General features: G+C 73.6%; 26 protein-coding genes. 10 read left to right on the forward strand and 16 right to left on the reverse strand.

Features of this window, described 5'->3' with window-relative positions; translation table 11 throughout:
• Nucleotides 1-296 precede the first annotated feature (296 nt).
• Both BLR12_RS12900 and BLR12_RS12905 read right to left on the reverse strand, forming a co-directional pair.
• Entirely contained in the window at nt 297-941 is a 645-nt protein-coding gene (locus tag BLR12_RS12900; RefSeq protein WP_091378645.1) for a LysE family translocator, read from the reverse strand.
• A 342-nt stretch (nt 942-1283) separates the two neighbouring features.
• Nucleotides 1284-2489 (reverse strand): FAD-dependent monooxygenase, encoded by a 1206-nt coding sequence (locus BLR12_RS12905; RefSeq protein ID WP_091378649.1) that lies wholly within the window; start codon nt 2487-2489, stop codon nt 1284-1286.
• Between the two features lie 106 nt (nt 2490-2595).
• Between BLR12_RS12905 and BLR12_RS12910 the strand changes: the two genes are divergently transcribed.
• On the forward strand, nt 2596-3078 hold the full coding sequence (locus tag BLR12_RS12910) for a MarR family winged helix-turn-helix transcriptional regulator (protein WP_143018768.1): 483 nt from the start codon (nt 2596-2598) through the stop codon (nt 3076-3078).
• Nucleotides 3079-3345: 267 nt separating this feature from the next.
• The gene (locus tag BLR12_RS12915) at nt 3346-3981 is read left to right on the forward strand and encodes a dihydrofolate reductase family protein (protein WP_255363539.1); all 636 of its coding nucleotides are present in this window, start codon (nt 3346-3348) and stop codon (nt 3979-3981) included.
• A 134-nt stretch (nt 3982-4115) separates the two neighbouring features.
• Here BLR12_RS12915 and BLR12_RS12920 read toward each other — a convergent pair whose 3' ends face one another.
• The gene (locus BLR12_RS12920) at nt 4116-4604 is read right to left on the reverse strand and encodes a hypothetical protein (protein WP_091378653.1); all 489 of its coding nucleotides are present in this window, start codon (nt 4602-4604) and stop codon (nt 4116-4118) included.
• A gap of 447 nt (nt 4605-5051) precedes the next feature.
• On the opposite strand from BLR12_RS12920, the gene BLR12_RS12925 reads away from it, so the two are divergent.
• Nucleotides 5052-5942 (forward strand): alpha/beta fold hydrolase, encoded by an 891-nt coding sequence (locus BLR12_RS12925; RefSeq protein ID WP_091378656.1) that lies wholly within the window; start codon nt 5052-5054, stop codon nt 5940-5942.
• 505 nt (nt 5943-6447) lie between these two features.
• On the opposite strand, the gene BLR12_RS12930 is transcribed toward BLR12_RS12925, so the two are convergent.
• Together BLR12_RS12930 and BLR12_RS12935 are read right to left on the reverse strand one after the other, a co-directional pair.
• The gene (locus BLR12_RS12930; RefSeq protein ID WP_091378658.1) at nt 6448-7023 is read right to left on the reverse strand and encodes an HXXEE domain-containing protein; all 576 of its coding nucleotides are present in this window, start codon (nt 7021-7023) and stop codon (nt 6448-6450) included.
• Entirely contained in the window at nt 7020-7982 is a 963-nt protein-coding gene (locus BLR12_RS12935) for a cation diffusion facilitator family transporter (protein ID WP_255363473.1), read from the reverse strand. Before BLR12_RS12935 ends, BLR12_RS12930 begins: the two co-directional genes overlap by 4 nt.
• Nucleotides 7983-8155: 173 nt before the next feature.
• On the opposite strand from BLR12_RS12935, the gene BLR12_RS12940 reads away from it, so the two are divergent.
• Entirely contained in the window at nt 8156-8524 is a 369-nt protein-coding gene (locus tag BLR12_RS12940) for an ArsR/SmtB family transcription factor (RefSeq protein ID WP_218120655.1), read from the forward strand.
• A gap of 133 nt (nt 8525-8657) precedes the next feature.
• Here the strand turns inward: BLR12_RS12940 and BLR12_RS12945 are convergent, their stop codons facing one another.
• Nucleotides 8658-9008, reverse strand: a complete 351-nt coding sequence (locus tag BLR12_RS12945; RefSeq protein ID WP_143018769.1) for a hypothetical protein — start codon at nt 9006-9008, stop codon at nt 8658-8660.
• 638 nt (nt 9009-9646) lie between these two features.
• Nucleotides 9647-10057: a RidA family protein gene (locus BLR12_RS12950; protein WP_091378668.1), complete on the reverse strand. Its 411-nt coding sequence runs from the start codon at nt 10055-10057 to the stop codon at nt 9647-9649.
• Between the two features lie 79 nt (nt 10058-10136).
• Between BLR12_RS12950 and BLR12_RS12955 the strand changes: the two genes are divergently transcribed.
• Nucleotides 10137-10505, forward strand: a complete 369-nt coding sequence (locus BLR12_RS12955; RefSeq protein ID WP_218120656.1) for a winged helix-turn-helix transcriptional regulator — start codon at nt 10137-10139, stop codon at nt 10503-10505.
• A 485-nt stretch (nt 10506-10990) separates the two neighbouring features.
• Here the strand turns inward: BLR12_RS12955 and BLR12_RS12960 are convergent, their stop codons facing one another.
• The 3 genes from BLR12_RS12960 to BLR12_RS12970 all read right to left on the reverse strand — a co-directional run bounded on the left by BLR12_RS12960 (nt 10991) and on the right by BLR12_RS12970 (nt 13499).
• The gene (locus BLR12_RS12960; RefSeq protein ID WP_218120657.1) at nt 10991-12448 is read right to left on the reverse strand and encodes an MFS transporter; all 1458 of its coding nucleotides are present in this window, start codon (nt 12446-12448) and stop codon (nt 10991-10993) included.
• Nucleotides 12449-12573: 125 nt separating this feature from the next.
• On the reverse strand, nt 12574-13182 hold the full coding sequence (locus tag BLR12_RS12965) for an NADPH-dependent FMN reductase (RefSeq protein ID WP_091378671.1): 609 nt from the start codon (nt 13180-13182) through the stop codon (nt 12574-12576).
• Nucleotides 13179-13499 (reverse strand): hypothetical protein, encoded by a 321-nt coding sequence (locus BLR12_RS12970; RefSeq protein ID WP_091378673.1) that lies wholly within the window; start codon nt 13497-13499, stop codon nt 13179-13181. Before BLR12_RS12970 ends, BLR12_RS12965 begins: the two co-directional genes overlap by 4 nt.
• Nucleotides 13500-13585: 86 nt before the next feature.
• Between BLR12_RS12970 and BLR12_RS12975 the strand changes: the two genes are divergently transcribed.
• Nucleotides 13586-14200 carry a TetR/AcrR family transcriptional regulator gene (locus BLR12_RS12975; protein ID WP_091378676.1) on the forward strand — a complete coding sequence of 205 codons (615 nt, stop codon included), beginning with the start codon at nt 13586-13588 and terminating at the stop codon, nt 14198-14200.
• Between the two features lie 194 nt (nt 14201-14394).
• Here the strand turns inward: BLR12_RS12975 and BLR12_RS12980 are convergent, their stop codons facing one another.
• The 3 genes from BLR12_RS12980 to BLR12_RS12990 all read right to left on the reverse strand — a co-directional run bounded on the left by BLR12_RS12980 (nt 14395) and on the right by BLR12_RS12990 (nt 18520).
• Nucleotides 14395-16701, reverse strand: a complete 2307-nt coding sequence (locus BLR12_RS12980; RefSeq protein WP_091379846.1) for a SpoIIE family protein phosphatase — start codon at nt 16699-16701, stop codon at nt 14395-14397.
• Nucleotides 16698-17303, reverse strand: a complete 606-nt coding sequence (locus BLR12_RS12985) for a biliverdin-producing heme oxygenase (protein WP_255363474.1) — start codon at nt 17301-17303, stop codon at nt 16698-16700. The genes BLR12_RS12980 and BLR12_RS12985 overlap by 4 nt, the downstream gene beginning before the upstream one ends.
• An 86-nt stretch (nt 17304-17389) precedes the next feature.
• Entirely contained in the window at nt 17390-18520 is a 1131-nt protein-coding gene (locus tag BLR12_RS12990; RefSeq protein ID WP_091378682.1) for a PucR family transcriptional regulator, read from the reverse strand.
• 115 nt (nt 18521-18635) lie between these two features.
• On the opposite strand from BLR12_RS12990, the gene BLR12_RS12995 reads away from it, so the two are divergent.
• Both BLR12_RS12995 and pruA read left to right on the forward strand, forming a co-directional pair.
• Entirely contained in the window at nt 18636-19571 is a 936-nt protein-coding gene (locus BLR12_RS12995) for a proline dehydrogenase family protein (RefSeq protein WP_091378685.1), read from the forward strand.
• Between the two features lie 61 nt (nt 19572-19632).
• Nucleotides 19633-21258 (forward strand): L-glutamate gamma-semialdehyde dehydrogenase, encoded by a 1626-nt coding sequence (gene pruA / locus BLR12_RS13000; protein WP_091378688.1) that lies wholly within the window; start codon nt 19633-19635, stop codon nt 21256-21258.
• 93 nt (nt 21259-21351) lie between these two features.
• On the opposite strand, the gene BLR12_RS13005 is transcribed toward pruA, so the two are convergent.
• Entirely contained in the window at nt 21352-21879 is a 528-nt protein-coding gene (locus BLR12_RS13005; protein ID WP_091379853.1) for a DUF488 domain-containing protein, read from the reverse strand.
• A gap of 25 nt (nt 21880-21904) precedes the next feature.
• Nucleotides 21905-22573 carry a class I SAM-dependent methyltransferase gene (locus tag BLR12_RS13010; protein WP_255363475.1) on the reverse strand — a complete coding sequence of 223 codons (669 nt, stop codon included), beginning with the start codon at nt 22571-22573 and terminating at the stop codon, nt 21905-21907.
• A 122-nt stretch (nt 22574-22695) separates the two neighbouring features.
• On the opposite strand from BLR12_RS13010, the gene BLR12_RS13015 reads away from it, so the two are divergent.
• Together BLR12_RS13015 and BLR12_RS13020 are read left to right on the forward strand one after the other, a co-directional pair.
• Nucleotides 22696-23850, forward strand: coding sequence for an MFS transporter (locus tag BLR12_RS13015; protein ID WP_091378691.1), 1155 nt, complete (start codon nt 22696-22698; stop codon nt 23848-23850).
• Between the two features lie 52 nt (nt 23851-23902).
• Nucleotides 23903-24340, forward strand: coding sequence for a nuclear transport factor 2-like protein (locus BLR12_RS13020; RefSeq protein WP_218120658.1), 438 nt, complete (start codon nt 23903-23905; stop codon nt 24338-24340).
• Between the two features lie 3 nt (nt 24341-24343).
• On the opposite strand, the gene BLR12_RS13025 is transcribed toward BLR12_RS13020, so the two are convergent.
• Nucleotides 24344-24682 (reverse strand): hypothetical protein, encoded by a 339-nt coding sequence (locus tag BLR12_RS13025; protein WP_091379859.1) that lies wholly within the window; start codon nt 24680-24682, stop codon nt 24344-24346.
• Nucleotides 24683-24743 lie beyond the last annotated feature (61 nt).

Below are 24743 nucleotides of genomic sequence, written 5' to 3' on the forward strand. Positions count from 1 at the left end.
TCGGCTGGCTCACCCCCATAGAGTTCGAGAACCGACCATCCATGACCGTGGCATGAAGTCCAGCCAAGCGACTCCACGGAACGCGGGGCACACCACCTCACCTGTGAGGCTGCGGCCTCGCTGGGAGGGCCAGCATCGTGCCCAAGCCGTTCCCCCGAGGAGTTCTCCGGCGGGACGTGATCGCGGTTGCCCGGCAGGGTGATCAGTCGATCACGAAGGTCGCCCAGAGCTTCGGGTCCCACTCGTCCGACGCCTGGGGCCGTCGGACCGAGGCGGCTCCAGCAACACCGTGACCCTCAGGCCGGAGCCGGGCGCGCCCTGTCGGTGGCGAGCTTCACCGCGAGGACGCCGAGCACGCCGCCCATCAGGTAGCGCTGGGCGCGCATCCAGGTCGGCCTGGCCGACAGGAACCGAGCCAGGCCACCGGCGAAGACGACGATCAACGCGTTGACGCTGAGCGCGATGGCGATCTGCGTGCCGCCGAGCACGAGGCTCTGCAGCGCCACGGGCGGACCGCTGGGGTCGATGAACTGCGGCAGCAGCGACACGTAGAGGATCGCGATCTTGGGGTTGAGCAGGTTCGTGAACAGCCCCATGGCGAACAACCGACGCGGCCGGTCCACGGGGAGCTCGCGTGGCGCGAAGGCGTTCGTGCCGCCGGGCCGCAGAGCCTGCCAGGCCAGGTAGAGCAGGTAGGCGGCACCGGCGAACTTCAGCGCTGTGTACGCGGCGGGAACGACGACGAACACCGTGGCGAGTCCGGCCGCGGCCGCTGCGAGGTACACGAGGAAACCGGCCGCCACCCCGAGCAGTGAGATCAGACCGGCCCGCCGGCCCTGGGTGATGGACCTGGACGCCAGGTAGATCATGTTCGGCCCTGGAGTGAGGACCAGACCCAACGCGACGAGCGTGATGCCGAGCACCGCCGACATGGAGACCATGAACTCCCGTCCTCCCGGAGCTGTTGACCCGCGTCGACGGGGACCCTGCCACACGGCCGGTGGGACAACCGCACACGACCAGCCCGAACGCCACAGGCACCGCCAGGCCCCAGGTGTCGGCCATGTCCCTCACCACTGAACATCGAGCACGGCCGTCGCGTCGTCTGCAGCCTGCAGCGGCCCCGCCAGACCGGACTAATCGCTAGGAGCCCACGACGGAAACCTCGCGTCCGGCCGAAGGCCCCTGAGTGTGGCGGCCGTGTACCCCACGGTCAGATGGCTTGGTCTGATCAGAGCCGTCTCGTCGGGAAAGGGATGTCAGGCGGTGGACTGCTGGTCGGCTCAGGGCTGTGTGAGCGCTGAGGGCGAGTAGTCGGGCAGCTCGATGCTGTTCACCGGCGGCGGGGTGACCAGGGGGACGACTCGACTCACGGCGCGGCCGATCGGCCCGCCGATGAGGCGGAGGTTCTGGCGCATCACCTTCCGGCGCCATTCAACGCGGGGGTGTCCGTGATGTGGGACGAAGGTCTGTGCGCGATCGGTCTGGGGGCGCAGGATCTGCTCGTAACGGGTGAACGCTGCCGGGATGTCATCTGGGGTCGCGCCCAGTTCCCCGGCCAGCACGTAGGCGCCGGCCAGCGCGCTGGTCGTGCCGGTGCCGAAGGGGCCGGCACACCAGGCCGCGTCACCGAGCAGGGCCACCCGCCCGGAGTGCCAGGTGGGAAGGCGGATCTGGGCGATCTGGTCGGTGTAGAGCGGGGCGTCGTCGAGTGCGGCGAGGATGCGTGGGGTCTCCCACTCGAGGTCGCCGTACGTTGCTCGCAGGACCCCGACGACGGTGTCCCGGTCGAGGCGGTCCAGCCCCCGGATGTCGGTCTTCAGGCTCAGCATTGCCCGGGTGGTCCCGACGTTGTCCGGGCGCAGGTGGACCAGACGCCCGTTGCCACCGACGTGGATCCGCCACTGCCGGTCGTCGTCCTCGGCGCGGGGGATGGTGAGGTAGGCCGCGAAGAGCCCGAGCTCGTGCACCCCGGTGTCGGGGAACAGCAACCGGCGGGTCCGGGACCGCGAGCCCTCGGCGACCACGACGGCGTCGAACCGGCGGACAGGTGCCTGGTCGAACTCGACATCGACACCGTGCCCGTCGTCGTGCAGGGCCGTGATGTGGTCCCCGAAGACGTACTGCGACGAGCTCGCGGAGTGGTCGTAGAGCACGCGGGCCAGCTGCCCGCGCAAGACCTCCAGCTCTGCGGTGGGGCTGCCGTCGGAATCACCGGCGCCGGCGGGGAACGAGGCGTAGGTGCTGCCGTCCTCGTCGACGAAGGCCATGCCGGTCTCGCGGGTGTGATGGCTCCGGATGTCGTCCTCGAGCCCCATCCTGCGCAGCACCTCGCGCCCGGTGCCGCGCACGTCGACGTTCTGGCCCTCGTCGCGCAGGTGGTCGAAGCGCTCGACCACGGTGACGTCCCACCCGGCTGCGGCCAGCCACGACGCTGCGGTGGGTCCGGCGATGCTCGCACCGGAGATGAGGATGCTCGGCCTGCTCATGGTGGTCCTCTCGACGATCCGGTGTGGTCGGTCCACCACCCTTACCCCGGTCGGTAAACAAGTTAACGATCAGCGGTGATTAGATGCGCGCGTGAGCGAGGAGACGGTGCGCGAGGCCGACGCCGCGGTCCGGAGAGAACCGGCGTTGTCCGATCTGGACGACACCACCCTGGCGGTCCGCCGCCTGATCAGCGCCGCACACGACCTCACCATCCGCACGGCCCACCGCACGGGGATGAACGTCAGCGACATGACTGCGGTCATGCAGCTGAGTGAGCACGGGCCCATGGGCGTCGCCGAGCTCGCCCGGCGGCTCGGGGTCTCCTCGCCGGCCGTCAGCGTGCTGGTCGACCGCCTCGAACGGGCCGGTCACGTCCAGCGGGTCCGCGACACCGTCGACCGCCGCCGGGTGCGCATCACCGACACCCCGGCGGGACGCGCGGCAACGACAGACGCCTGGTTGCCGGCAATCAGAGAGATCGACCAGGTCGGGCGGTCGCTGTCGGACGCAGAACACGTCGCGGCACGTGAGCTGCTCGACCGGCTGACCGCCGCAATGCTCCGCGAGGACCATGCCCCCGGCGCGTGACCGCCGACCCGGGACCGCCCGGTACGAGGCGATCGCACGCACGCGGGGCTGAACGAGGTCCTGACCCGGAACCTCGTGCGGGTGGCGCGCTTCGCCGGGCAGCGCCTGGCCGGCCACGGCTTGCACCCCGCCCTCAGCGCGGCATGATCACCACACCCGACGTGTCCGGGAGACGGGGTCAGGGTCCGTAGCGCGATGAGTCCGTCCTCGCGGCGCAGTCGAACTCATCAGACGAATGCAACCGATGAGGGGTCAGCCGTGACGCAGATGGTCCGAGTGCACAACTTCATGCTCTCCAGTGACGGCTACGGCGCCGGTGAGGGACAGAGCCTGGAACGCCCGTTCGGCCACGCCGACCCCATGCAGCTCGGCGCCTGGGCCTTCGCGACGGCCAGCTGGCCCAACCGGAGCGACCCGGGAGGGAGCCGCGGTCTGGACGACTACATGGTCCGGGACTTCCACCGCAACATCGGCGCCGAGATCATGGGCCGGAACAAGTTCGGCCCGCAGCGCGGTCCCTGGGCCGACCACGAGTGGCGGGGCTGGTGGGGCCAGGAGCCGCCGTTCCACACGCCGGTCTTCGTCATGACCCACCACGAGCGGCCCTCCTTCAGCCTGTCCGACACGACCTTCCACTTCATCGGCGGCGACCCGGCCACCGTGCTGCACCGAGCGTTCCAGGCGGCCGAGGGCAAGGACGTCCGGTTGGGCGGCGGCGCCACCACCATCCGCCAGTTCCTCGACGCCGACCTCATCGACACCCTGCACGTCGCCGTCGCCCCGGTGCAGCTCGGCGCCGGCTCCCGGCTGTGGAGGTCCCCCGAGGAACTCCGTGACCGGTACCACTGTGACGTCGTGCCCAGCCCCAGCGGCGTCGTCCACCACCTCTTCTGGCGGCGCTGACGCGGCCATGGGAGGAATCTGCGACGGCGACGTTCGGACGGGTCAGGCAGGCCGCCTGCGACGTCCTGCACGGGATCGCTGAGCGGCTACCCCCACGTCGTGTTGCGGCCAACCGGCTCGCCCGGCTTCGCGGGTCACCGCCTGCATCCGGACCAGGAACCGGGTCGGTGGCGCTGAGGCTCACCTGGCGGATCGAGTGCAAGGTCCAGGTCGTCGAGGTCGAACCACTGGCCGGATGGTGGTTGGTCGGCCATCGGGTCGGTCCAGCGCAGCCGGACCCGGTCGGGGCGGACCTCCACCAGCCGGGCCTCGTGCCACTCGAACCGGCCGAGCGGGCGGACCCACCACGGTTCGGCGAGGCGGGACAGGCCGAGTACGCGCACGGTCGCCAGTGCCTCGTCGTGGCTGCTGACGCTGCCGAGGGGAGCGCCGAAAGTGGTCACGGCCAGCCAGCCGCCGGAGGTGGGGACCACACGACCCAGGAGCTCGCCGTCCTCGTCGCGGCGGACGTCCTCGGGTGTGGGGATGCCGGGCCACGACTCCTGGACCGCCTGGACGATCGTGGCGGTGGAGTCGCGCAGCCGGGGGAGGTCGCCGTTCGCTGTCCCGCAGGGATCCCCCATGGGAGGGTGCGCGGGCCGGGCGGAACCGACGCCAGATGTGGCGACGCTCCGCACGCCGTTCGTCGAGTGGCCAGGGCAGCACAAGCCGGGGCTCGGCGAGCACACCAGGGTGGTGCCGCCGGGGCGGCTGCGGCCGGCTCCGACGGAACGACGGGGGCCATGGCCGACGAGAGGCAGCCCCCGGAAGACATGGCCGCCCAGGTCGCGGACGGCGGCGCGCGGCCACGCTTGAGGCCCCGATCGTGGGCGTCCGAGAGCTGCGGCAGTGGTCGACCCCCCTTGGCCTCATGACTCCCGAGCGGCGTTTCGCCTGCGCGCATCGGAGTGGCGGGGAGCGGCGATCTCCCAGCAGGAGATCGAGCTGCACTCGACTTCGGCGCCGCGCTGCCTGTCGGCTGCCCGTGAAACGTCGTGGCGCACCCGCGAGCCGGCGTCGAGGATGGGTTGATGTCCGCCGAGCACCTTGGGAGTCCCGCCGCGCCAGCAGAGCGCCTCGTGCGCGTCGATGGTGGTTACGAGCTCTGGGTCCGGGAGAGCGGTGACCCCGCGGGGAGCCCGGTGCTGCTCGTCATGGGTGCGGCCTCCGCCGGGGTCGCCTGGCCGGAGGCGCTGGTGGCGCGGCTGGGTCGCCGCCACCGCGTGGTGGTGTGGGACCACCGCGACACCGGCCGCTCGACCCGGGCGTTCGACGAGCGCCCCTACGCGCTGCGCGACCTGGCCGGCGACGCCGTCGCCGTGCTCGATGCCCTCGGCGTCGACCGGGCGCACGCCGTGGGTATGTCGATGGGCGGCTACCTGGTGCAGCTGCTGCTGCTCGACCACCCTGACCGTCTGCTCTCCGCGACGCTGTTCTGCACCGGCGCCCTGCCCGGGGCTCCCGGCCAGGAGGTGCCCGGACCGTCGGAGGAGTTGCTCGCGCTGTGGGCGACCCTCGGCGAGCCGCGCGATGAGGCCGCCGAGCTCGACTGGCGGGTCGAGCACTGGCGCGTGCTGAACGGTGGCCAGGTCCCCTTCGATGCCGCCGAGTTCCGAGCCATGGAGCAGCGGGTGATCGCCCACGGTGGACCGCCGGATGCCAGTTCGGCCACCGCGCACGCCCGTGCCGGCACCGAGGGGCTCGAGCGCGGCGCCGAACTAGCCGCGGTGACCACGCCGGTGCTCGTCATCGAGGCGCCCGCCGACCCTGCTTACCCGCCGCCGAACGCCGAGCACCTCCAGCGGGCGATCGGCTCCGCGCACCTGGTGCAGGTGCCGGGTATGGGCCACGCGCTGCCCAGCGCCGTGCTGGCTCTTCTCGGCGACGCGCTGGAGACCCACTTCGACGCTGCTGGCCGCTGAGCTCGTCACCCCGCCCCGCCAACGACCTGACCAGCGATCCCGCAGGGATCGGTGACCGGGTCCTGGGCGCGTGCAGTGGGTCGGTGTCGGGAGTGGTCGCCGCGCCGCTGGCTGACCCGACCAGGCTCACGGTCAGCCGAGCCAGTCGATCCGGCCGCCATGGGGCGCGGTGTGCGCCAGCGGCCGACCGTCGAGGGGCAGTACGGCGTACGGTCCCCATCCGCCGGGGTGTGGTTGCCCTGTGCCGGGGACCATGCCGGCCCTCCTTGCGCGATCCAGCGCACCGGCAGGCTGCGCACCCGGTCGACGATCGCCGCGGGGTGGGCCTCGTCGACGTAGGGCAGCCGGGTCGCGCAGGAGCCGCCCAGCAGGCTGGGCGGCCCCTGCGCGGCGATCGCCGCGGCGGCCGCATCAAGCCGCGGCGGCGCTCGGCCTCGACCGGGCCGGGCCGGGCCGGACCAGGGCGCGCCTCGTACCGCGCTGCGCGGCGAGGTGCTGCGCCTGGTCAGTGGAGGAACAGGACACCGATCGCCGCCGCGGCCATCAGAGCGCCCCACCCAGCGGCTGCCGCGGTCTGCCGAGCAGTGAGCAGGTGTTCCCGGCGTGAGCGCTGCAGGACGAGCGCGGTGGCGGGCAGGCCCAGGCACGCGGCGGTGAGCATGCCGGGTGAGTACTCGGAGAAGGCGACCGCGGTGCCCAGGTGGAAGAGGGCATTGAGGCCGAACTGGATCTGGGCGGCAACCGCGAGGACGGTCCATCCGCGGCGCCGCGTGTGGTTACGACTGGCTTGAGCCGCCCGGTAGGAGGCGGTGGAGACGAGCAGCAGCAGCGGAACGTGCGAGGTCGCGAACGCGAGGGTGGTCATCGGGCCGAAGTGGTCGGTGACCCATGCAGCGAAAGTGGGCAGTTCTTCGAGGGTGTGCAGCAAGAAGTAGGCGCTGGGCACGAAGAGCCACCAAGAGCCTCCGAGGGAGCCGTAGCCGGGTTGACCGACGCTGGCCTGGCCACTGCCGACATCGCTGCGACCAGCGGCGCCGGCAGGCACCGGCCCGGTCCGGGAGGTCGTCGTCGTCTCGGTCATCGAAGACCCCGGCTCGAGGGACCGGCGTGCTCACGCGCCGGGCTGGTGGTGATGGTGGCGGCGGTCAGCCGGGGCACGCTGGCGGTCAGGTGCTGCTCGGCGTGCGCGGCCACGCCGTGGGCCTGCATCACGGTCAGGCCCGGGTCGACCGCGAGGTCGACCTCGGCGCGCAGGGTGTGCCCGATCCAGCGCAGACGCAGCTGCGGGACCTCCCGCACTCCGGGCACGGTGGTCACGGCGTGGTCGGCGGCGTCGACCAGGGCCGGGTCGACGGCGTCCATGATCCGGCCGAACACCTCGCGGGCGGCATCTCGCAGGACGGCGAGGATCGCGACCGCGATGAGCAGGCCGATGATCGGATCAGCCAGCGGAAGGCCAACAGCCAGCCCGCCGGCGCTGAGGAGGACCGCCAGGCTGGTGAAGCCGTCGGTACGCGCGTGCAGCCCGTCGGCGACCAGGGCCGCGGACCCGATCCGCCGGCCCACCCGGATGCGGTAGCGGGCGACCAGCTCGTTACCGGCGAAGCCGACCAGCCCCGCAGCGGCCACCGCGAGCAGGTGGGTGACCGGGCGCGGGTCCAGCAGGCGGTCCACCGCGGCCCACCCGGCGAGGACGGCACTGGCGGCGATGGCGATCACGATCAGGATCCCGGCCAGGTCCTCAGCGCGCCCGTAGCCGTAGGTGAAACGGCGGGTGGCCGGCCGGGAGGCCAGGGCGAACGCGACGAACAGCGGCACCGCGGTCAGGGCGTCGACGCCGTTGTGCACCGTGTCGCTGAGCAGCGCCACCGAGCCTGACGCCACGGCGACCACCGCCTGCGCGGCAGCCGTCACTCCCAGTCCCACCACGCTGACCACCAGCGCCTGCCGACCGGCCGCATCCGCCTCGAGCGCGTCGTCGACCCGTTCGGTGGCCTCGTGCCGGTGCCCGCCCAACAGCTCCGAGACAGCGTGTCGCACCCGGCCTGCGATGCCAGGCCCACGCTCGTCCTGGTGGCCAGGTTCATGGCTGTGTCCGTGGTCGTGCACCTGCACGGACGCCGAGATGGTGGGCCGGGACTCTGCGCAGGTCACGGCGAACATTAACCGACATCTTCACAGATGTGCAGATGAACGCGTGAGATGATCGGCGTGTGAGCCACCGGAAGGCCCTGGTCCAGACGCCGGCCACGCAGAGCGGCGAGGCCGAGACGCCCTCAGAACGGCAGGTCCAAGCAGCCGCCGCGCTGTTCGCGATGCTGGCCGACCCCACCCGGGTGAAGTTGCTGTGGTCCCTCAGCGATGGCGAGCTGGACGTCACCACTCTTGCCGAGCGGGCCTGCACCACTCCCACCATCGCCAGCCAGCACCTGGCCAAGCTCCGCCTGGCCGGGCTGGTCACCCAACGCGTCGACGGCCGCCGCCGGCTGTACTCGACCACCGGCACCCACCTGCGCGCCCTGATCCGCGAAGCGCTCTACCGTGCCGACCACGAGGTCACCGGCATCCCCGACCACGCCTGACCCGCATGACCACCGCTGGACGGGCAGGGGCGACCACCCGCCCGGCCCGACCGCGCCACGGAGCACGTCCCAGGCAGGGATCAGCCATCGGCGCGCCAGTCCCCGCGGGGATTGATGCTGAGCACCAGAACTCTCAGCGTCGTGGGCGCATCACCGTGCGAGCCACGATGGTGACCAGCAGCACGAGGACATTGGCGCGCCAGAACCACGTCAGTAGGCCCAGGACGCGTCGCACGCGCGGCGTCCGATCGAGCGTGACAGCTGCCCGCGCCCGGCGTAGCTGCCCCAGCCGGTAGAGCGAGAAGGCCATCCCGCTGAGGGGGTGGGACTTGTCGCTGAGGACACCGAGCGCCCCTTCGAGACCGACTTGCACAGCAAGCAGGGACGCGAGCGGCCGGATCGTCGAGCGGGCGGCTCGTTCGTCCGCACGCCGCCAGGTCAGGAACAGCGGCGCTACGAACGTCAGCGCGGTAGCCGTAGCCATCCAGGCACCGAGGGCAGGCGTTGCCCAGGGGCCACACCGGCGGAGGAACTCGCGCTGCGGAGTCCGCATGAGGCCTGTCCGGCCACGCGAGCGAAGGACCACGGTGGCGATGGTGAGCGCGGGAGTGGCCAGCGCCAGGAACCTCGCATCCTGGGCCCTCGTCACCCACCCAGCATGTCGGCCCACGGGCCGACGACGCCGGACGCCGACGACGCGACCCGCTGTGGATGTCCTCTGCGCCGGTTCGGTGCGCCGTCCCAATGGAGGAAGGCGCTGCGACGGAATCCGAACGAGTCGGGGCAGCAAGCCGGCAGCGGCCCGCAAGGCATGTCGACCGGCATGGATGCCTGATGTCGATGACGACCTCGACCAGGTCTGCCAGCATGGTCGTGCGTTCTCCTGACCGGGGGGACGCAGCAGGTCGCGGTCCGGTGCGGAGATGGCAGGACTGTGACGGACACGCCAGCAGCCACTGGCGGTCGAGCTCCTGATCAGGCCAACGTCTCCGGCCGGGCCGGTGCCGGCAGCAGCGGGCGGACAAGTCGGTTCCAAGGCAGTCCGCCAGTCAGACGAAGGTCACGCCCACTGCTACCGGCCGCCGGCCCATCACTGTCGGACCGACCCGGCCAGCCTCACAGTCAGTCGAATACGGCGTAGGCCTCCACCTCCACGAGCACGTCGGGCTCGAAGAGGTAGTCGACGCCGATGAGCGAGACCGGCGGGAACGGCCGGGGGAGGCCGAGCTCGTCAGCGACGTTGTCGATCCCTTGCAGGAACGGCTCCATCTTGTCGGGGTGCCACTGCGTCGCGAAGAAGCGCAGCCGCACAACGTGAGCGAAGGTGGCGCCGGCGCCGGCGAGCCCACGCGAGGTGTTGCGCAGCGCCTGCTCGACCTGGCCCGTGAGGTCGCCGCTCGCGACCGGGCGGCCCTCCCCGTCCCGGGCGATCTGGCCGGCCACGTGTACGTGCCGCGAGCCGGTCGCGACGGAGACGTGGTGGTACGGCACCGGTTGGAACATGCCCTCGGGGCTGAAGGTCTGCACGCTCATGGGATCCCTCTCGTCGTCGGCTCTGCGGTTTCCCATGGATACCTGGTGGACAGCGGGAACTTCAACGAGACTAGGTGTCGTGCAGGAGACCGATGACCGCCCCGTCATCACCGGTAAGCACCGCGAGCTGCTCGACCAGCTGCTCGACAAGTGGTCGCTGCAGGTGCTCGACCGGCTGTGCGAGCAAGGCTCCCTGCGCTTCAACGAGCTGCGCCGCAGCCTGCCCGGCATCACCCAGAAGTCGCTCACCGTGACGCTGCGCCGGCTCGAACGCAACGGCATGGTCGAGCGCGTCGTAGTCAGTGACCGCCCCGTCGCGGTGGAGTACCGCATCGCGCCGATCGGTCGCACTCTGCAGGACCTCATCGACGCGCTGCTGCTTTGGACCACCGCGAATCTGGCCGGCGTCGAACGGGCTCGCGCGCGCTTCGACGAAGCCGGGAGCTGAGGGTCCTGTCCTACGAATCGCCGACAGCGGCTCGTCGTGCGTCTCGGGGGCAGCGAGGACGGCGGTCCGCCATCGTTGCCCATCGCGCTTCCGGAGCAGCCGACCCGGAAACGATCACCCTGGGTGAGCGTCCAGCGTCCCCCACGGAGAACGTCTCCGTGAGACACGCGGAGCCTCGCGGCCTCCCGACGGTGTCCCTCAGGGGATCGGCGGGTTCAAGCGGTCGTTGCAACGACTGGCTCCTCGGGGTCGGACAGTAGCCGCTGCACCGCTTCGGCCGGGGTGATGAACCCGAGGGTCTTGCGGGGTCTGCCGTTGAGTTCGACGGGCCCTTGCCCGACGACAGCCCTCGTCCCGCCGAGGGAACCGCTACCGAGACGTCATGGTTCGCGGGGAGTAGCCGGCCACCGTTCCGCAGAGGATCGCCGCGCAGGACGCGCCCGAGAGGATCGGTGTGCGGGACGGCGGGGTGGCTTCGACGGCAGTCAGGCCTCTCGGGTGGAGTTCTCGGTGTGAGGTTGTGGTCGTGGGCGCAGGACAACAGCGGCCAGGGCGGCCACCACGACGAGGACGACCGCGCCGGCCGCGCTGGCGGTGTGCAAGCCGTCGGTGAAGGCGATCGCGGCACCCGAGAGGACCGTGGCAGGGAGGTCGCTGGCGACGCTGAGCGCGCCGGCCAGGGTGTCGCGGGCTGTGTCGGCAATCGGTGGTGGCACGCCCTGCAGCGACTCGCTGATCTGGGTGCGGTAGACGGCTGCGGTGAGGCTGCCGAGAGCAGCGATGCCCAGCGCGCCGCCGAGCTCCTGGGTGGTCTCCGACAGCGCGGAAGCGGCTCCGGCGCGGTCGGGCGGTGCTGACGCGGTGACGGTGTCCACCCCTCGAGCGAGGACGGGCATCAGCCCGGCGAACAGCAGGGCGAGCCCGGTCGCGACGACAGCGACCCCGTTGACGGGCGCCTGGGTGAGCACCGCCGATCCACCGGCGGCCACCATCAGCCCGGCGGCGGTGCTGGCTGCGACCGTCAGGCGCTGGCCGAAGGTCTGGACGAGGACGACCGCGGCGATGCCGGCGGCCAGCGGGGGCAAGGTCCACAGGCCGGCGGCCAGCGGGCTCAGACCGAGCACGAGTTGGAGGTGTTGGGCGGTGAGGAAGCCGACGCCGGCCAGGACGACCGAGCCGAGGGTGAGTACGCCGATGGCGACGCTGAAGGACCGCTGCCTGAACAGGCTCAGGTCCAGCAGTGGGCAGGGCAGGCGCCGCTGCCGGCGGGCGAAGGCCACCGCGAGGAGGCCGCCGGCGCCGATCGCGAGAGCGGGGACCAGGAGGCCGGCGCCGGCCGCGGCTTCTTTGAGGCCGTAGACGGCGGCCAGCACGGCCGCCAGCGACAGTGCCGCGCTGGGCAGGTCCACGGCGGCCGAGGAAGGAGCGCGGTACTCCGGCAGCAACACCGGACCTGCCACGAGCAAGGCGGCCATGACCGGGACGCCGAGGAGGAACACCGACCCCCACCAGAGGTCCTGCAGCAGCAGCCCGCCGACGACCGGGCCGATGGAGGCGCCGGTGAGGAAGGCCAGCACCCACACCGACGTCGCGGTCGAGCGCTGCCGTGGGTCGGTGAACATGGTGCGGATCAATGCCAGCGTCGACGGCGCCAAGGTCGCGCCGGCGACACCCAGTGCGGCACGCGCCGCGATCAGCATGCCGGGGCTGGTGGCGAAGGCTGCGACGACCGACGCGAGGGCGAAGGCGGCGGCACCGAGCAGCAGTAGCCGTCGGCGCCCGATCCGGTCCCCGACCGCTCCCATGGTGATGAGCAGCCCAGCGACCATGAACGCGTAGATGTCGACGATCCACAGCATCTGGCTCCCGCTGGGGCTGAGCGCGGTGGTGATCGCCGGAACCGCCAGGTGCAGCACGGTCATGTCCATCGAGACCAACAGCACGGGCAGGGTCAGTACCGCCAGTCCCGCCCACTCCCGGGCTCCAGCCATCACGCCGGCCGAGGACTCGGACGCTGGGCGCGCCGTCCTCGTCTCCGGATCTTGACTCGGGGAGCCGTCGGTGCGGCTCATCCGGGCAACGGTGCACGCACCGTGGCCAAGGCCCGGCACCGGCTCAGGCAGTCCTCGACGACTTCGAGCAGGCTCGCTGCCTGGTGCCCGCGAGCGGTGACCGTGGCCGGGCTGGTGGGGTCGCTGGGGTCGGCGTAGCTGAAGTCCTCGAACACCGACAGTGCCACCTGCGAGCTGATCGGGACGGCCCTGACCTCGGACAGGACGGACTTGAGGTGCTCCACTGCCCGTACCCCGCCGGCCAGGCCGTAGCTGACGAACCCGGCCGGCTTGTCCGCCCACTCGGCGAACAGGAAGTCGATGGCGTTCTTCAGCGCCGCTGGGTAGGAGTGGTTGTACTCCGGTGTGACGAAGATGAACCCGTCGAAGGAGCCGATGGTGGCGGCCCACCGCTGGGTATGAGGGTGCTGGTAACGGCCGAATGCGGCAGGTACCGGCTCGTCCAGCCACGGCAGGGCGACCTCGGCGAGGTCGACGACCTCCAGGAACGCGTCGCCCGCGGCGATGGCCGGGTGGCGGCGCCCGACCTCCAGCACCCAGTCGGCCACGGTGCGGGCCTTGCGACCGGGCCGGGTGCTGCCCACGACCACCGCGATGCGGCTCATGCCGGCCCCTGCCCGGCGCTCAGGGGAGCCGGTGTGTAGCTGCCGACCTCTCGCAGCTCGCTGAGCACCGGGGGGCGCTCGCATCGGGCGTCCAGGGTGGAGCGGAAGCGCTGGAACGCCGCCGAGGCGGCCAACGGCCCGGGACCGGTCGGACCAGTGAGCACCTCGACGAAGCTCGCACCGTCCTCCAACTGGTACGTCGCACACCCCAGCCCGACTGGCGCGAGCCGGCGGAGGTCGGCGTACACCTCGCCCACCAGCTCCAGGTGAGCCGGGACTTCCTCGCGCTTGACGGTGTACTGGATCAGCACCTGCATGACGTGCTCCTCGTATCGGTGGGTTCAATTGACTAGACACAGTGTATTCCACACTGCAGCGTGTCAAGTGAACTAAGATCGGCGGCATGAGCCCACGCGCCTACGAACAGCAGCTGCGCGCTGAGTCCGCAGCCCAGACCCGGCGGCGGATCCTGGACGCGGCCTATGCGCGGCTGCGTGAGGCGCCAGCTGAGCGGGTCACCGTCGAGCGGGTGGCCCAGGACGCGCGGGTCTCCCGCGCGACCGTCTATCTCGTCTTCGGTGGACGCACCGGGCTGTTCGACGCCATCGGCGCCGACCTGCTGCAGCGCAGCGGCTTCGAGGAGGTCATGCGCGCAGTCGACGACCCGGACCCGCGCGCGGCCCTGGAGCGCTTCTTCTCCGCAACCACGCAGATGTACGCGCGCAACCGAGACGTGCTGCGCAGCCTCTTCGCCATGGCCCAGATCGACCCCACCGCCCTCGGCGGCGCCATCACGCGGATGGAGGAAGGCCGCAGCCGCGGCATGCAGCTGCTCGCGAGACGACTAGCCGATGAAGGCCTCGTACGAGAGGGAACTCACGCCGACCAGGCCGCTGACCTGCTCTGGTTGATGAGCAGTTTCGACAGCTTCGACCTGCTCTTCACTGGCCGCGGCCGCACGCCGGGCCAGATCGCCGACACACTCCTGGCGACCCTCCGGCACAGTGTCCTGACCTGAGAGACCAGACAGGTCCAACCCGGTTACTCACGCGACGTGCCGCGCACCATCGACCAAGGAGACGGGCAGCGGCGACGACTGGGACCGACCGAACACCGGCACGACGGCGTCCCGCAGAGGGGCGTTCACCGGGACAGGACAGGGGCACCGTGCCCGTCCGCGACTCACAGCTCGGCCGTGCGGCGGAGCGCCGGTCAACCGCGCAGCCGGACGGCGACCATCGCGACGTCGTCCTCCGCGCCCTCGGGCAGCATCCGGCCGACCAGCTCGTCGCAGACGCAGTCGAGCGGCCGGTCGCGGACGGCGTCCAGCTCGCCGGCCAGCCGCTGCACCCCGAGGTCGAAGACCTGGTCGCGGCGCTCGACGAGCCCGTCCGTGTAGAGCAGCAGCGTCGCGCCGGGCTCCAGCCGCGCCTCGGACTCGGTCCGCCGCGCGCCCGGGTCGACGCCCAGCAGCAGTTCGGCCCGGGGCGTGGTGAGCGTCTGGACGCCGTCCCCCGGCACGGCGACCAGCGGCGGCAGGTGCCCGGCGCTGGACCACGTCAGCCGGGTCCCGCCGGCCTCCGGCGTCAGCCGGCCGACCAGCACGGTGGCCAACGTCTGCAACCCCAGGCCGGCGACGGCGGAGTCCAGCCGGCGCAGGACGGTGGCCGGGCCGTCGGCGCTGTCGTAGGCGATGCCGCGGAGCAGCCCGCGCAGCTGGGCCATCTCGGCGGCGGCCTCGGTGTCGTGCCCGACGACGTCGCCGATGACGACGACGGTCGAGCCGTCGGGCTGCTCGAACACGTCGTACCAGTCGCCGCCGACCTGGGCCTCGCGCGCGGCCGGCACGTAGCGGACGCACACCGCCAGGCCCGGGGACACCGGCGCCTCGGTGAGCATCGAGCGCTGCAGGGTCTCCGCCGCGCGGACGATGCTGCGGCTGCGCGCGTACATCGCCTCGAGCAGGTGGGTGCGCAGCTCCCCGACCTCGGACAGCTCCTGCGCCGTCCACGGCTCGGACCGGTCGCGGACGGTCTCCCGCCACCGCTCGAAGCTCTTGCGCGGGCTCAGCCGCACGGTGTCGCCCTCGCGCTCGGCGATCGCCTTGTTGTGCGGGTCGCCGCCCCAGTCGACGGTGCGGGCGGACTCGGCCCGGTGCCACAGCACGTACTGGCCCTCGGGCAGCGGCAGCACCAGCACGCCGCGAACCGGGCCGAGGTCGGCCCGCAGCTCCGGGGCCTCGCGGGGTAGCGACTCGGTGGCGACCACGTCCGCGTGCCGGGTGGCGGCCCACGCCGCGACCGCGTCGGCGGCGTCGTCGGGCAGCGCCGCGCCGCGGCTGCCGCGGTGGCCCTGCAGGTGCACCGTGACGCCGTCGGCGGCCAGCAGGTCCAGCAGGCTGGGCGTGCCAAGCAGGGTGTCGGCCAGCGGCCGGTCCTCGTCGAGGGTGGCCGCGGTCAGCCAGGCCAGCGTCGAGCGCGCCTGCAGCGCGCGGTGCACCTCGTCCTCCTCGGCGCGGTCGACCAGGCGCAGCGAGAGCGTCGAGCCGAGGAACTCCGCGGCGGCGCGGGTGGCGTAGGGCGGGGCGTGCGGGCCGGAGTAGTGGTGGCAGGCGATGAGCCCCCACAGCCGGTCGTCGCGCAACAGCGAGATGGACATCGAGGCGTGCACGCCCATGTTCTGCAGGTACTCGACGTGGATGGGGGACACGCTGCGCAGCGTGGAGAAGGTGAGGTCCAGCGGCTCCCCGGTCGAGGGCACCAGCGTCGGCCGCAACGGCACCGGCCGGTAGCCGACGTCGGAGATCAGCCGGATCCAGTTCTTCTCGTACAGCGCCCGCGCCTGCGCCGGGATGTCGCTGGCCGGGAAGTGCAGGCCGAGCCAGGTGTTCAGCTCCGGCGCCTTGGCCTCGGCGACGACCTCGCCGTTGTAGTCGGCGTCGTAGCGGTAGACCATCACCCGGTCGAAACCGGTGAGCTCCCGGACCGCCTGCGCGGTGGTGTCGTACAGCTCCTGCAGCGAGGTCGCGCGGTTGAGGTCGGCCACCGTGCCGCGCACGGCCTGGTAGGTGTTCGGGAAGGAGAACGGGCGGGGCCCGTAGGCGGGCTCCAGCTCGACGACCAGCACCGTCGTCGGCGGGGTCACCCCGTCGTCGGGGCCGGTGACGGTGCGGTGCAGCAGCGCGTCGACCGGCACCGGGCTGCCCACCACGTCCAGGGTGATCTCGACCGGGTTGCGCTCGCGCAGGTCGCCGAAGGCGGCGGCCGAGCGGGCCACCGCCCCGGCCGCGACCACGCCGAGGACGTCGGGCAGCCGCCGGCCCAGCGCGTCGCCGGGGGCTACACCCACCAGGTCGGCGAGGTTCTCCGACACCTGCTGGACGACGAGGTCGGGCTCGCTGATGGCCAGCAGCACCCCGCGGGGCTGGATGCTGCCCGGCACGTGGATCGGCTCGCGCTCGCAGTTGGAGAGGTCGATCGGCGCCCCCGCCGGCAGCAGCCCGGTCTCGGACCCGCTCACCGGGCGGCCCCCACCGGCGCGCACCAGTCGGCCAGTGCGCCGAAGGTGCTGCGCGCGGCGCCGACCACCCGGCCGGCGTCCCCGCCCGCCGACACCCGCTCGCGGGTCACCCGGCGGTAGGTGTGCCACATGGCGCCGGTCTCGGTGCCGTAGGGGGAGAAGGCGCCCAGCCGCACGCCCGGGCCCAGGGTGGGCAGCGTGGCCAGGTGCCGGGAGATGAACGTGCCGCCGAGCGTGGACCCCTCCAGCACGTAGAGCCGGCCCAGGGCCTGGTCGGTGTCCTCGACGGCGGGCAGCACCGGCTGCTCCGTGCTGCCGGGGCCGGCGCCCAGGGCGGACAGGTCCGCGGCGAACAGGTGCGCGCGGCGCCGCCGCGCCCAGCCCACGGTCTCCGCATCGGCCGGGTGGCGGTGGGCCCAGGCGTCGAGCCCGGCCTCGGCGGCGGTCCAGAACGCGTGCAGCCGGGTGAGGACGGCGACCAGCCGGTCGCGGCCCAGGTGCGGGTCCATCAGCGCGAGGGTCGACTCCACCTGCTCGTGCTCGACGGCCGTCGCCGTGCGCAGTTCCGTGAGGACGTCGGGGCCCCCCGCGTGTCGAGGCACCGCCTCTCCTCCCGCAGCCATACCGGTTCCGAGACTAGGCGACACCTGCCGCTGCGGCGCGCTGCGACCACGGTGTGTGGGGCCGGTCACCCGCCGGTCAACCGGGCGTTGCGCAGCGAGGCGTGCAGCAGCAGCCGGGCGTCCCCGTCGGCGACGTCCAGGCCGGTCAGCTCCCCGATCCGGGTGAGCCGGGCGTAGAGCGTCTGCCGGTGCACGTGCAGCGCCGCCGAGGCCCGCGCCACGCTGCACCCGGCGTCCAGCCAGGTCTCGGCGGTCGTGGTGAGCAGCGGGGAGGCCAGCAGCGGGCGGACGGCGGGGTCCGGGCCGGGCAGTGCCGCGGCGATCCGCCAGCCGCCCAGCTCGTCCCAGTGCGCCACGGGGGAGAACCGCGGGACGGCTCCGGCGACCCGCGCGGCGGTGCGCGCCTGCTCCCACCGCCCGGGCAACCCGTCGGCCGCGGTCCCGACGGCGGAGAGCCCCGCGCTGCTGCCGGGAGGCAGGCCGGCGAGCGCGGCGGCGGTGACCGCGACGGCCGGGCGCAGGTCCGCCGGCCCGGGCAGCGGGACGGCGACCGCGACCGCGTCCTCCCCGGGCAGGACGGCGGTGACCGCGCCGGCGGCCGGTGCCCGCCACGGCGAGGGCAGCCCCGCGCCGGCCGGGCGCAGCGCCACGAGCACCACGGCGGTCGCGGCGCCCCAGGCCGCCGTGAGCGCCGCCGTCGCCGGCCCGGCCGCCGCCGGGGTGCCGGTGAGCGCGGTGGCCAGCGGCCGGCCCAGGTCGCCGGCGTCCTCCTCGCGCTCGGCCAGCAGCCGCCCGGCCTCGGCCGCCAGCTCCACCGCGCCGGCCAGCGCGGGGTCGTCGGCGGCCGCCGGGTCGGTGCGCCCGCCGTCGAGCAGCCACAGGTAGCCACGGGTGCGCCCGCCGTGCCGGACCGGCAGCACCAGCCGGGTGAGGATGCCGGCGGCCGGGTCGCCCGGGGTCCGCAGCGGGCCCTCGGCGGTCGCGATGCCGAAGTCCTCGAACCGGCGGCGGGTGTCCGGGGTGGAGCCCCGCCCGAGGATCGAGCGGGTCCGGACGGCGTCCATCACCGGGGTCTCCTCGCCCTCGACCGGGTGGGCGCAGAAGGCCAGCAGGGTGAAGTCGGCGTCCTCGAGGGTCGCGGGGGCGCCCAGCAGGGCCGAGACCCGGTCGACCAGCTCCTGCAGCTCGTCGCGCACGCCGCCGTCCCCCCTCATACAGGTGTACGAGGGGAACCGTACGTCCGTCGCTGGTGGGGCGGGCCGCGGCTGCCTAGCGTCAGGGGTGTCCGGTCCCCGGTCGCGGAGGTGGCGCGTGTTCTCGCAGAAGGCCCTGCTGCTCGGCGCCTCGCGGCGGCCCGAGCTGCGCCGGCTGGTGGTCGGCACCCCGGCCACGCGGCGGGTCGTCGACCGCTTCGTCGCCGGTGAGACGCTCGACGAGGCGCTGGCCGTCGTCCGCTCGCTCACCCGCGCGGGGATCGCCGTCACCCTCGACCACCTCGGCGAGGGCGTGACCGACCGGGCCGAGGCGGTGCGCTCGCGCGACGCCTACCTGGCGCTGCTCGACGGACTGGCCCCGCTGGGCCTGGGCCGCGCCGCCGAGGTGTCGGTGAAGCTGTCGGCGTTCGGGCAGGCGCTGCCCGGCGGGGGCACCGACCTGGCGCTGGAGCTGGTCCGCCCGGTCGCCGAGGCGGCGTCGGCGACCGGCACCACGGTCACCCTCGACATGGAGGAGTCGGCCACCGTCGACTCCACCCTCGCCGTCCTCGCCGAACTGCGCCGCGACCACCCGGGCACCGGCGCGGTGCTGCAGGCCGCGCTGCACCGCACGGAGGACGACGCCCGGGCCCTCGCCACCCCCGGCTCGCGGGTACGGCTGGTCAAGGGGGCCTACGACGAGCCGCCGTCGGTCGCCTTCCAGTCGCGGCACGACGTCGACGCCGCCTACGCCCGCTGCCTCGGGGTCCTCATGCGCGGCCCCGGGCACCCGATGGTGGGCACCCACGACCCGCGGCTGCTGTCGGTCGCCCGGCGGCTGGCCGCCCAGCAGGGCCGGAAGCCGGACTCCTGGGAGGTGCAGATGCTCTACGGCATCCGCGCCGCCGAGCAGCGCCGGCTGGCCGCCGAGGGCCTGTGCGTCCGGGCCTACGTCCCCTACGGCGCCGACTGGTACGGCTACTTCATGCGCCGGCTGGCCGAGCGTCCCGCGAACCTGCGCTTCTTCCTGCGCTCCCTCGTCACCACCACCTGATCCCCGGTCCCGCCAATATCGCGATATCGGCGGGACCGGGGTCGCGAACAGGAGAACCCCGATGGACGCCGTCACCTCCGTCCCCGCGCCGCGCAACGAGCCGGTGCTCAGCTACGCCGCGGGCACCCCGGAGCGCACCGAGCTGCAGCAGCGGCTCACCGAGCTGGCCGGCGAGCGGCTCGAGCTGACCATGACGCTGGGGGAGGAACAGCGGATGGGCAGCGGCGAGCGGTTCGACGTCGTGCAGCCGCACCGGCACGCCGCCGTGCTGGGCACCGCCGCGCACGCCACCCACGCCGACGCCCAGGAGGCGGTGGCGTGCGCGAAGGCGGCCGCCCCGGCGTGGCGCGACCTGTCCTTCGACGACCGGGCCGCGGTGTTCCTCCGCGCCGCCGAGCTGCTCGCCGGGCCGTGGCGGCAGACCCTCAACGCCGCGACGATGCTCGGCCAGTCCAAGACCGCCCAGCAGGCCGAGATCGACTCCGCCTGCGAGCTGGTCGACTTCTGGCGCTACAACGTGCACTTCGCCCGGCGGATCCTCGCCGAGCAGCCGGAGTCCTCACCCGGCGTGTGGAACCGCACCGACCACCGGCCGCTGGAGGGGTTCGTCTACGCGGTCACCCCGTTCAACTTCACCGCGATCGCCGGCAACCTGCCCACCGCTCCGGCGCTCATGGGCAACAGCGTCGTGTGGAAGCCGGCCCCCACCCAGCAGTTCGCCGCGCACTTCCTCATGCGGCTGCTGGAGGAGGCCGGGCTGCCGCCGGGGGTGATCACCATGGTGACCGGCGACGGGGTCGCGGTCTCCGACGTCGCCCTGGCCGACCAGGACCTCGCCGGCATCCACTTCACCGGGTCCACGGCGGTGTTCCAGCACCTGTGGCGCACCGTGGGGGAGAACATCGCCGGCTACCGCGGCTACCCGCGCATCGTCGGGGAGACCGGCGGCAAGGATTTCGTCGTGGCCCACCCCTCGGCCGACGTCGACGTGCTGCGCACCGCGCTGGTCCGCGGCGCCTTCGAGTACCAGGGGCAGAAGTGCTCGGCGGCCTCGCGCGCCTACGTGCCGCGGTCGGTGTGGGCGCGGCTGCGCGAGGACCTGGTCGGGGTCACCGAGTCTCTGCCGATGGGCGACGTCACCGACTTCTCGAACTTCATGGGCGCGGTGATCGACCGGAGGTCCTTCGCGAAGCTGTCCGGCGTGCTCGGCCGGGTGGACGACGACCCGGCGCTATCGATCGTCGCCGGCGGGCAGGCCGACGACTCCGAGGGCTTCTTCGTGCGGCCGACCGTCATCGAGGGCACCGACCCCGGGCACGAGGTGTTCACCACCGAGTACTTCGGGCCGATCCTCGCGGTGCACGTCTACGACGACGCCGACTACGACACCGTGCTCACCCAGATGGAGTCGGCGGCGCCCTACGCGCTCACCGGGGCGGTCATCGCACAGGACCGGGCCGCCATCGCGCACGCGCAGCGCTTCCTGCGGTTCGCGGCGGGCAACTTCTACGTCAACGACAAGCCGACCGGCGCGGTCGTCGGCCAGCAGCCCTTCGGCGGCGGGCGGGCCTCGGGCACCAACGACAAGGCCGGCGCCCTGCAGAACCTGCTGCGCTGGACGTCGACCCGGTCGATCAAGGAGACGTTCGCGCCCCCGACCGACCACACCTACCCGTACATGCAGTAAGTGCCGCCCGATGATCAGGTGACCTGATCATGCGGCGTCCTGGCTCACCTCCAGCGGTGAGCCAGGACGCCGGACGGTGATCCAGGCCGCCCCTCACCGGGCGGGCCAGTGGATCTCGCCGTCCCCGCTCAGCACCGCGCCCTCCGAGAGGCGGTGCGGGCTGAGCCGGCCACCGGGCATGAGGTGCTGCACCGGCACGTCCCGGGCGAGGACGGCGACGTCGGCGACGATCCGCCGGTGGCAGCGCCACCACACGCTCTCGCTGCACATCACCGCGACCGTCGCGCCGGCCGCCTCGGCGAGCACCTCGTCCAGCGCCGCGGCGAACTCCGGCGTCCGGGTGTGGGCTGCGTAGGCGGCGAACTGGGCGACGGTCCACCAGCCGTCGGCGACGGGCTCGCCCGCGGGGAGCGCACGGCGCCCGCCCAGGCGCGCGTCCCACCGGTAGCCGACCCCGGCCGCGGGCAGCCACGCCTCCAGCGCCTCCCGCCGGACGTCGGGGTTGGTGCGGCTGCCCGGGAACCGGCGGACGTCGACGACCAGCCCGACCCCTGCCGCGGTCAGCCGGGCGCCGAGGCGGGCGCGGTCGTCCGGGCCGTGGCCGACGGTGAGCAGGGGCACGGGCGGCCTCTCCCCGGCGTGGACGTCAGGCCGGCCGGCGGGCCGCACCGAGGACGTGCGGCGCGGCTGGGAGCGGGACGCGGGAGTCGGGGAAGCGCAGCCGGCGCAGCGCGGTGACCTCGAAGCCGGCCTGCTCGACGAGACCGACCGGGTCGACCGCCGTGTGGCAGCCGCCGGCCAGCAGCGGCCAGACGGTGGCGTCGGCCACCCGCTGCACCGCCCGCAGCCGCCGGGTCGGGGCCAGACCGTGCTCCAGGAAGACCAGCGTGCCGCCGGGGCGCAGCACCCGGCCGAGCTCGGCCAGCCCGCCCGCGCGGTCGGGCAGCGAGCACAGCACCAGGCAGAGCACCGCGGCGTCGAACGCGGCGTCCGGCAGGGGCAGTGCCTCGGCGGTGCCGGGGACCACGGTGACCGGCACCGGCGCGCCCGCGGCCGCCCGGCTCGCGAGCCCGCGCAGGTGCGGTTCGGGTTCCACCGCGGTCACCCCCGTCACCGCCGACGGGTAGCGCGCGAAGTTCCGGCCGTTGCCGCAGCCCACCTCCACCACCCGGCCGGACAACGGGGCGAGCAGCTCGGACCGCAGCTCGCCCAGGCCCTCGGCGTCCATCCCCTCGCTGATGCGCGCGTAGAGGCGGCTGAACACCGGACGGCGGCGGTCGCGGGCCGGGGACGGGACCGGGGCGGGGAGGCTCACCCCCGGATGGTGCACCGGCACCGGCCAGTGCGGCACTCCCCCCGTGCACCCGCGTCGGCGCCGGCCCCCGGTGCCGGTCATGCTGGTCCGCCGGGCGACGGTGCCCGGACGAGGGGAGCGGTGTGGCGCAGGGGACGACGGAGGCGCGGACCTCGCTGTGGCGGTTGCCGGGGGTGCGGTCGCTGGCCGGCCTGAGCGCGCTCGGGTTCACCAGCTACTGCCTGACGCTGGCCTCGCTGCCCGCCTACGCGGTCGCCGGGGGTGCCGCCGTCGACACCGCGGGCGTGGTCACCGCGGTCTTCCTGGTCGCGACCATCGCCGTCCAGTCGGTGGTACCGGCGCTGACCGCCCGGTACGGCGCCGGGCCGGTGCTCGCCGCCGGGCTGGTCGCGCTCGGGGCGCCCTCGCCGCTGTACGTGGTGGACGACGGGCTGCTGTGGCTCTCGGCGGTCTCCGCGGTGCGCGGCGTCGGGTTCGCGGTGCTCACCGTGCTGGGCGCGACGCTGGCCGCCCGGGTGGCCCCGGCCGAGCGGCGCGGTGAGTCGATCGGCATCTACGGGCTGGCCATCGCGGTACCCAACCTGGTGGCGGTCCCGGCCGGTGTGGCGCTGGTGCTGGACGGGCACGTGGGCTGGCTGGCCTGGCTGGCCGCCTCCCCGGTGCTGGCGGTGCCGCTGGTGCCCCGGCTGGTGCGGGCGGTCCGCGGCGAGGTGCCGGCCGGGACGTCGTCCTCCCGGGCGGCGGTGCGCGCCGCGCTCGCGCCGTCCGCGGTGCTGCTGGTGGTCACCCTCGCCGGTGGCGGGCTGGTCACCTTCCTGCCGATCGAGCGGCCCGACGGCGTGCTGGCGACCGCGGCGCTGCTGGTCTTCGGGCTCACCGGCGCGCTCACCCGGTGGCGGGCCGGCGTGCTCGCCGACCGCTTCGGCACCCGGCTGCTGCTCCCGCTGGCCCTGCTGGTGTCCGCGGCGGGGATCGGCGCCGTCGCGCTCGGCCTGGCGGCCGGGGCCGGTTGGGTGCTCGCCGGGTCCGCGCTGTTCGGCGCGGGCTACGGCACGGTGCAGAACCTCACCCTGCTGGCGGCGTTCGCCCGCGCCGGCGCGGGCGGGGCCACCGCCGCCAGCGCCCTGTGGAACGCCTCGTTCGACGCCGGGACGGCGATCGGTGCGCTGGCGCTCGGGCTCGTCGCCGCGGGGTTCGGCCTGCCGTGGACCTACGTGCTGGTCGCCGGGGTGCTGCTGGTCGCCCTGCCGCTCGCACGGTCCGCCGCCCGGGCCTGATCGGGGTCGCCGGCCCCTGCCCACGCAGGCCGGCCGGGTGTAGACGTCAGCGATGAGTGCGTCCGAGGTCCTCGACCTGTTCCGCCGCGCGGTTGCCGACGACGACGCGGTCGCCATGCGGGCGGGTCTGGACCGGGTGCTCGGCCTGACCTCGGGCACGGGCCTGTCGGCCGAGGACGAGTACCGCGTCCGGCACCCCGGCTACGTGATGGAGATGCCGCAGTCGGGCGAGCGCATCCGCGGCCGCGAGGCGATGCGGGCGATGCAGGAGGCGTTCCCCACCCCGCCGCGGATCACCGTGCGGCGCGTGGTCGGTGCCGGCCACGTGTGGGTGCTCGAGGGCGTCAACGACTACGGCGCGGAGGTCTGGCACGTCGCACTCGTCCTGGAGTTCGACGACGACGGGCGGATCGTGCGCGACACCCGCTACTACGCGCAGCCCGTCGAGCCGCCCGCCTGGCGAGCTGCGTGGGTCGAGCCGCTCGGCTGACCGTCAGCCGGCGACCCGCGCGGCGGCCTCGCGCAGCGCGCGGAGGAACAGCACCTCCTCGGCCGAGCGGCGCAGCCAGGCCCGCAGCCCCTCAGGGTCGGTGCGGGAGGCGTCGCGCAGCTTCCCCAGCTCCAGCTGCCGGGTGCTGGCCTGCGCGCGCTGGGCGGGGGGCAGCCGGCGGCCGTCGGCGCGCGCGATCGCGGTCAGACCGGCCCCCACGAACACGAGGTCGCGGATCCCCGTGACGCCGGCGAGCAGCTCGTCGGCCCCGGCGCCGTCGTCGGCGGAGAGGCGGCGGACCAGCTCCTCGGCGGTCTCCCGACCGGCCTGTGCGTCAGTCATGGTGTCCATCGTCCCAGGGCCGGGGATGCCGCTGTCCCCCGCGCACCGACGGCCCTGCAGG

The sequence above is a fragment of the Geodermatophilus sp. DSM 45219 genome, assembly GCF_900104025.1.
Lineage (GTDB): Bacteria > Actinomycetota > Actinomycetes > Mycobacteriales > Geodermatophilaceae > Geodermatophilus.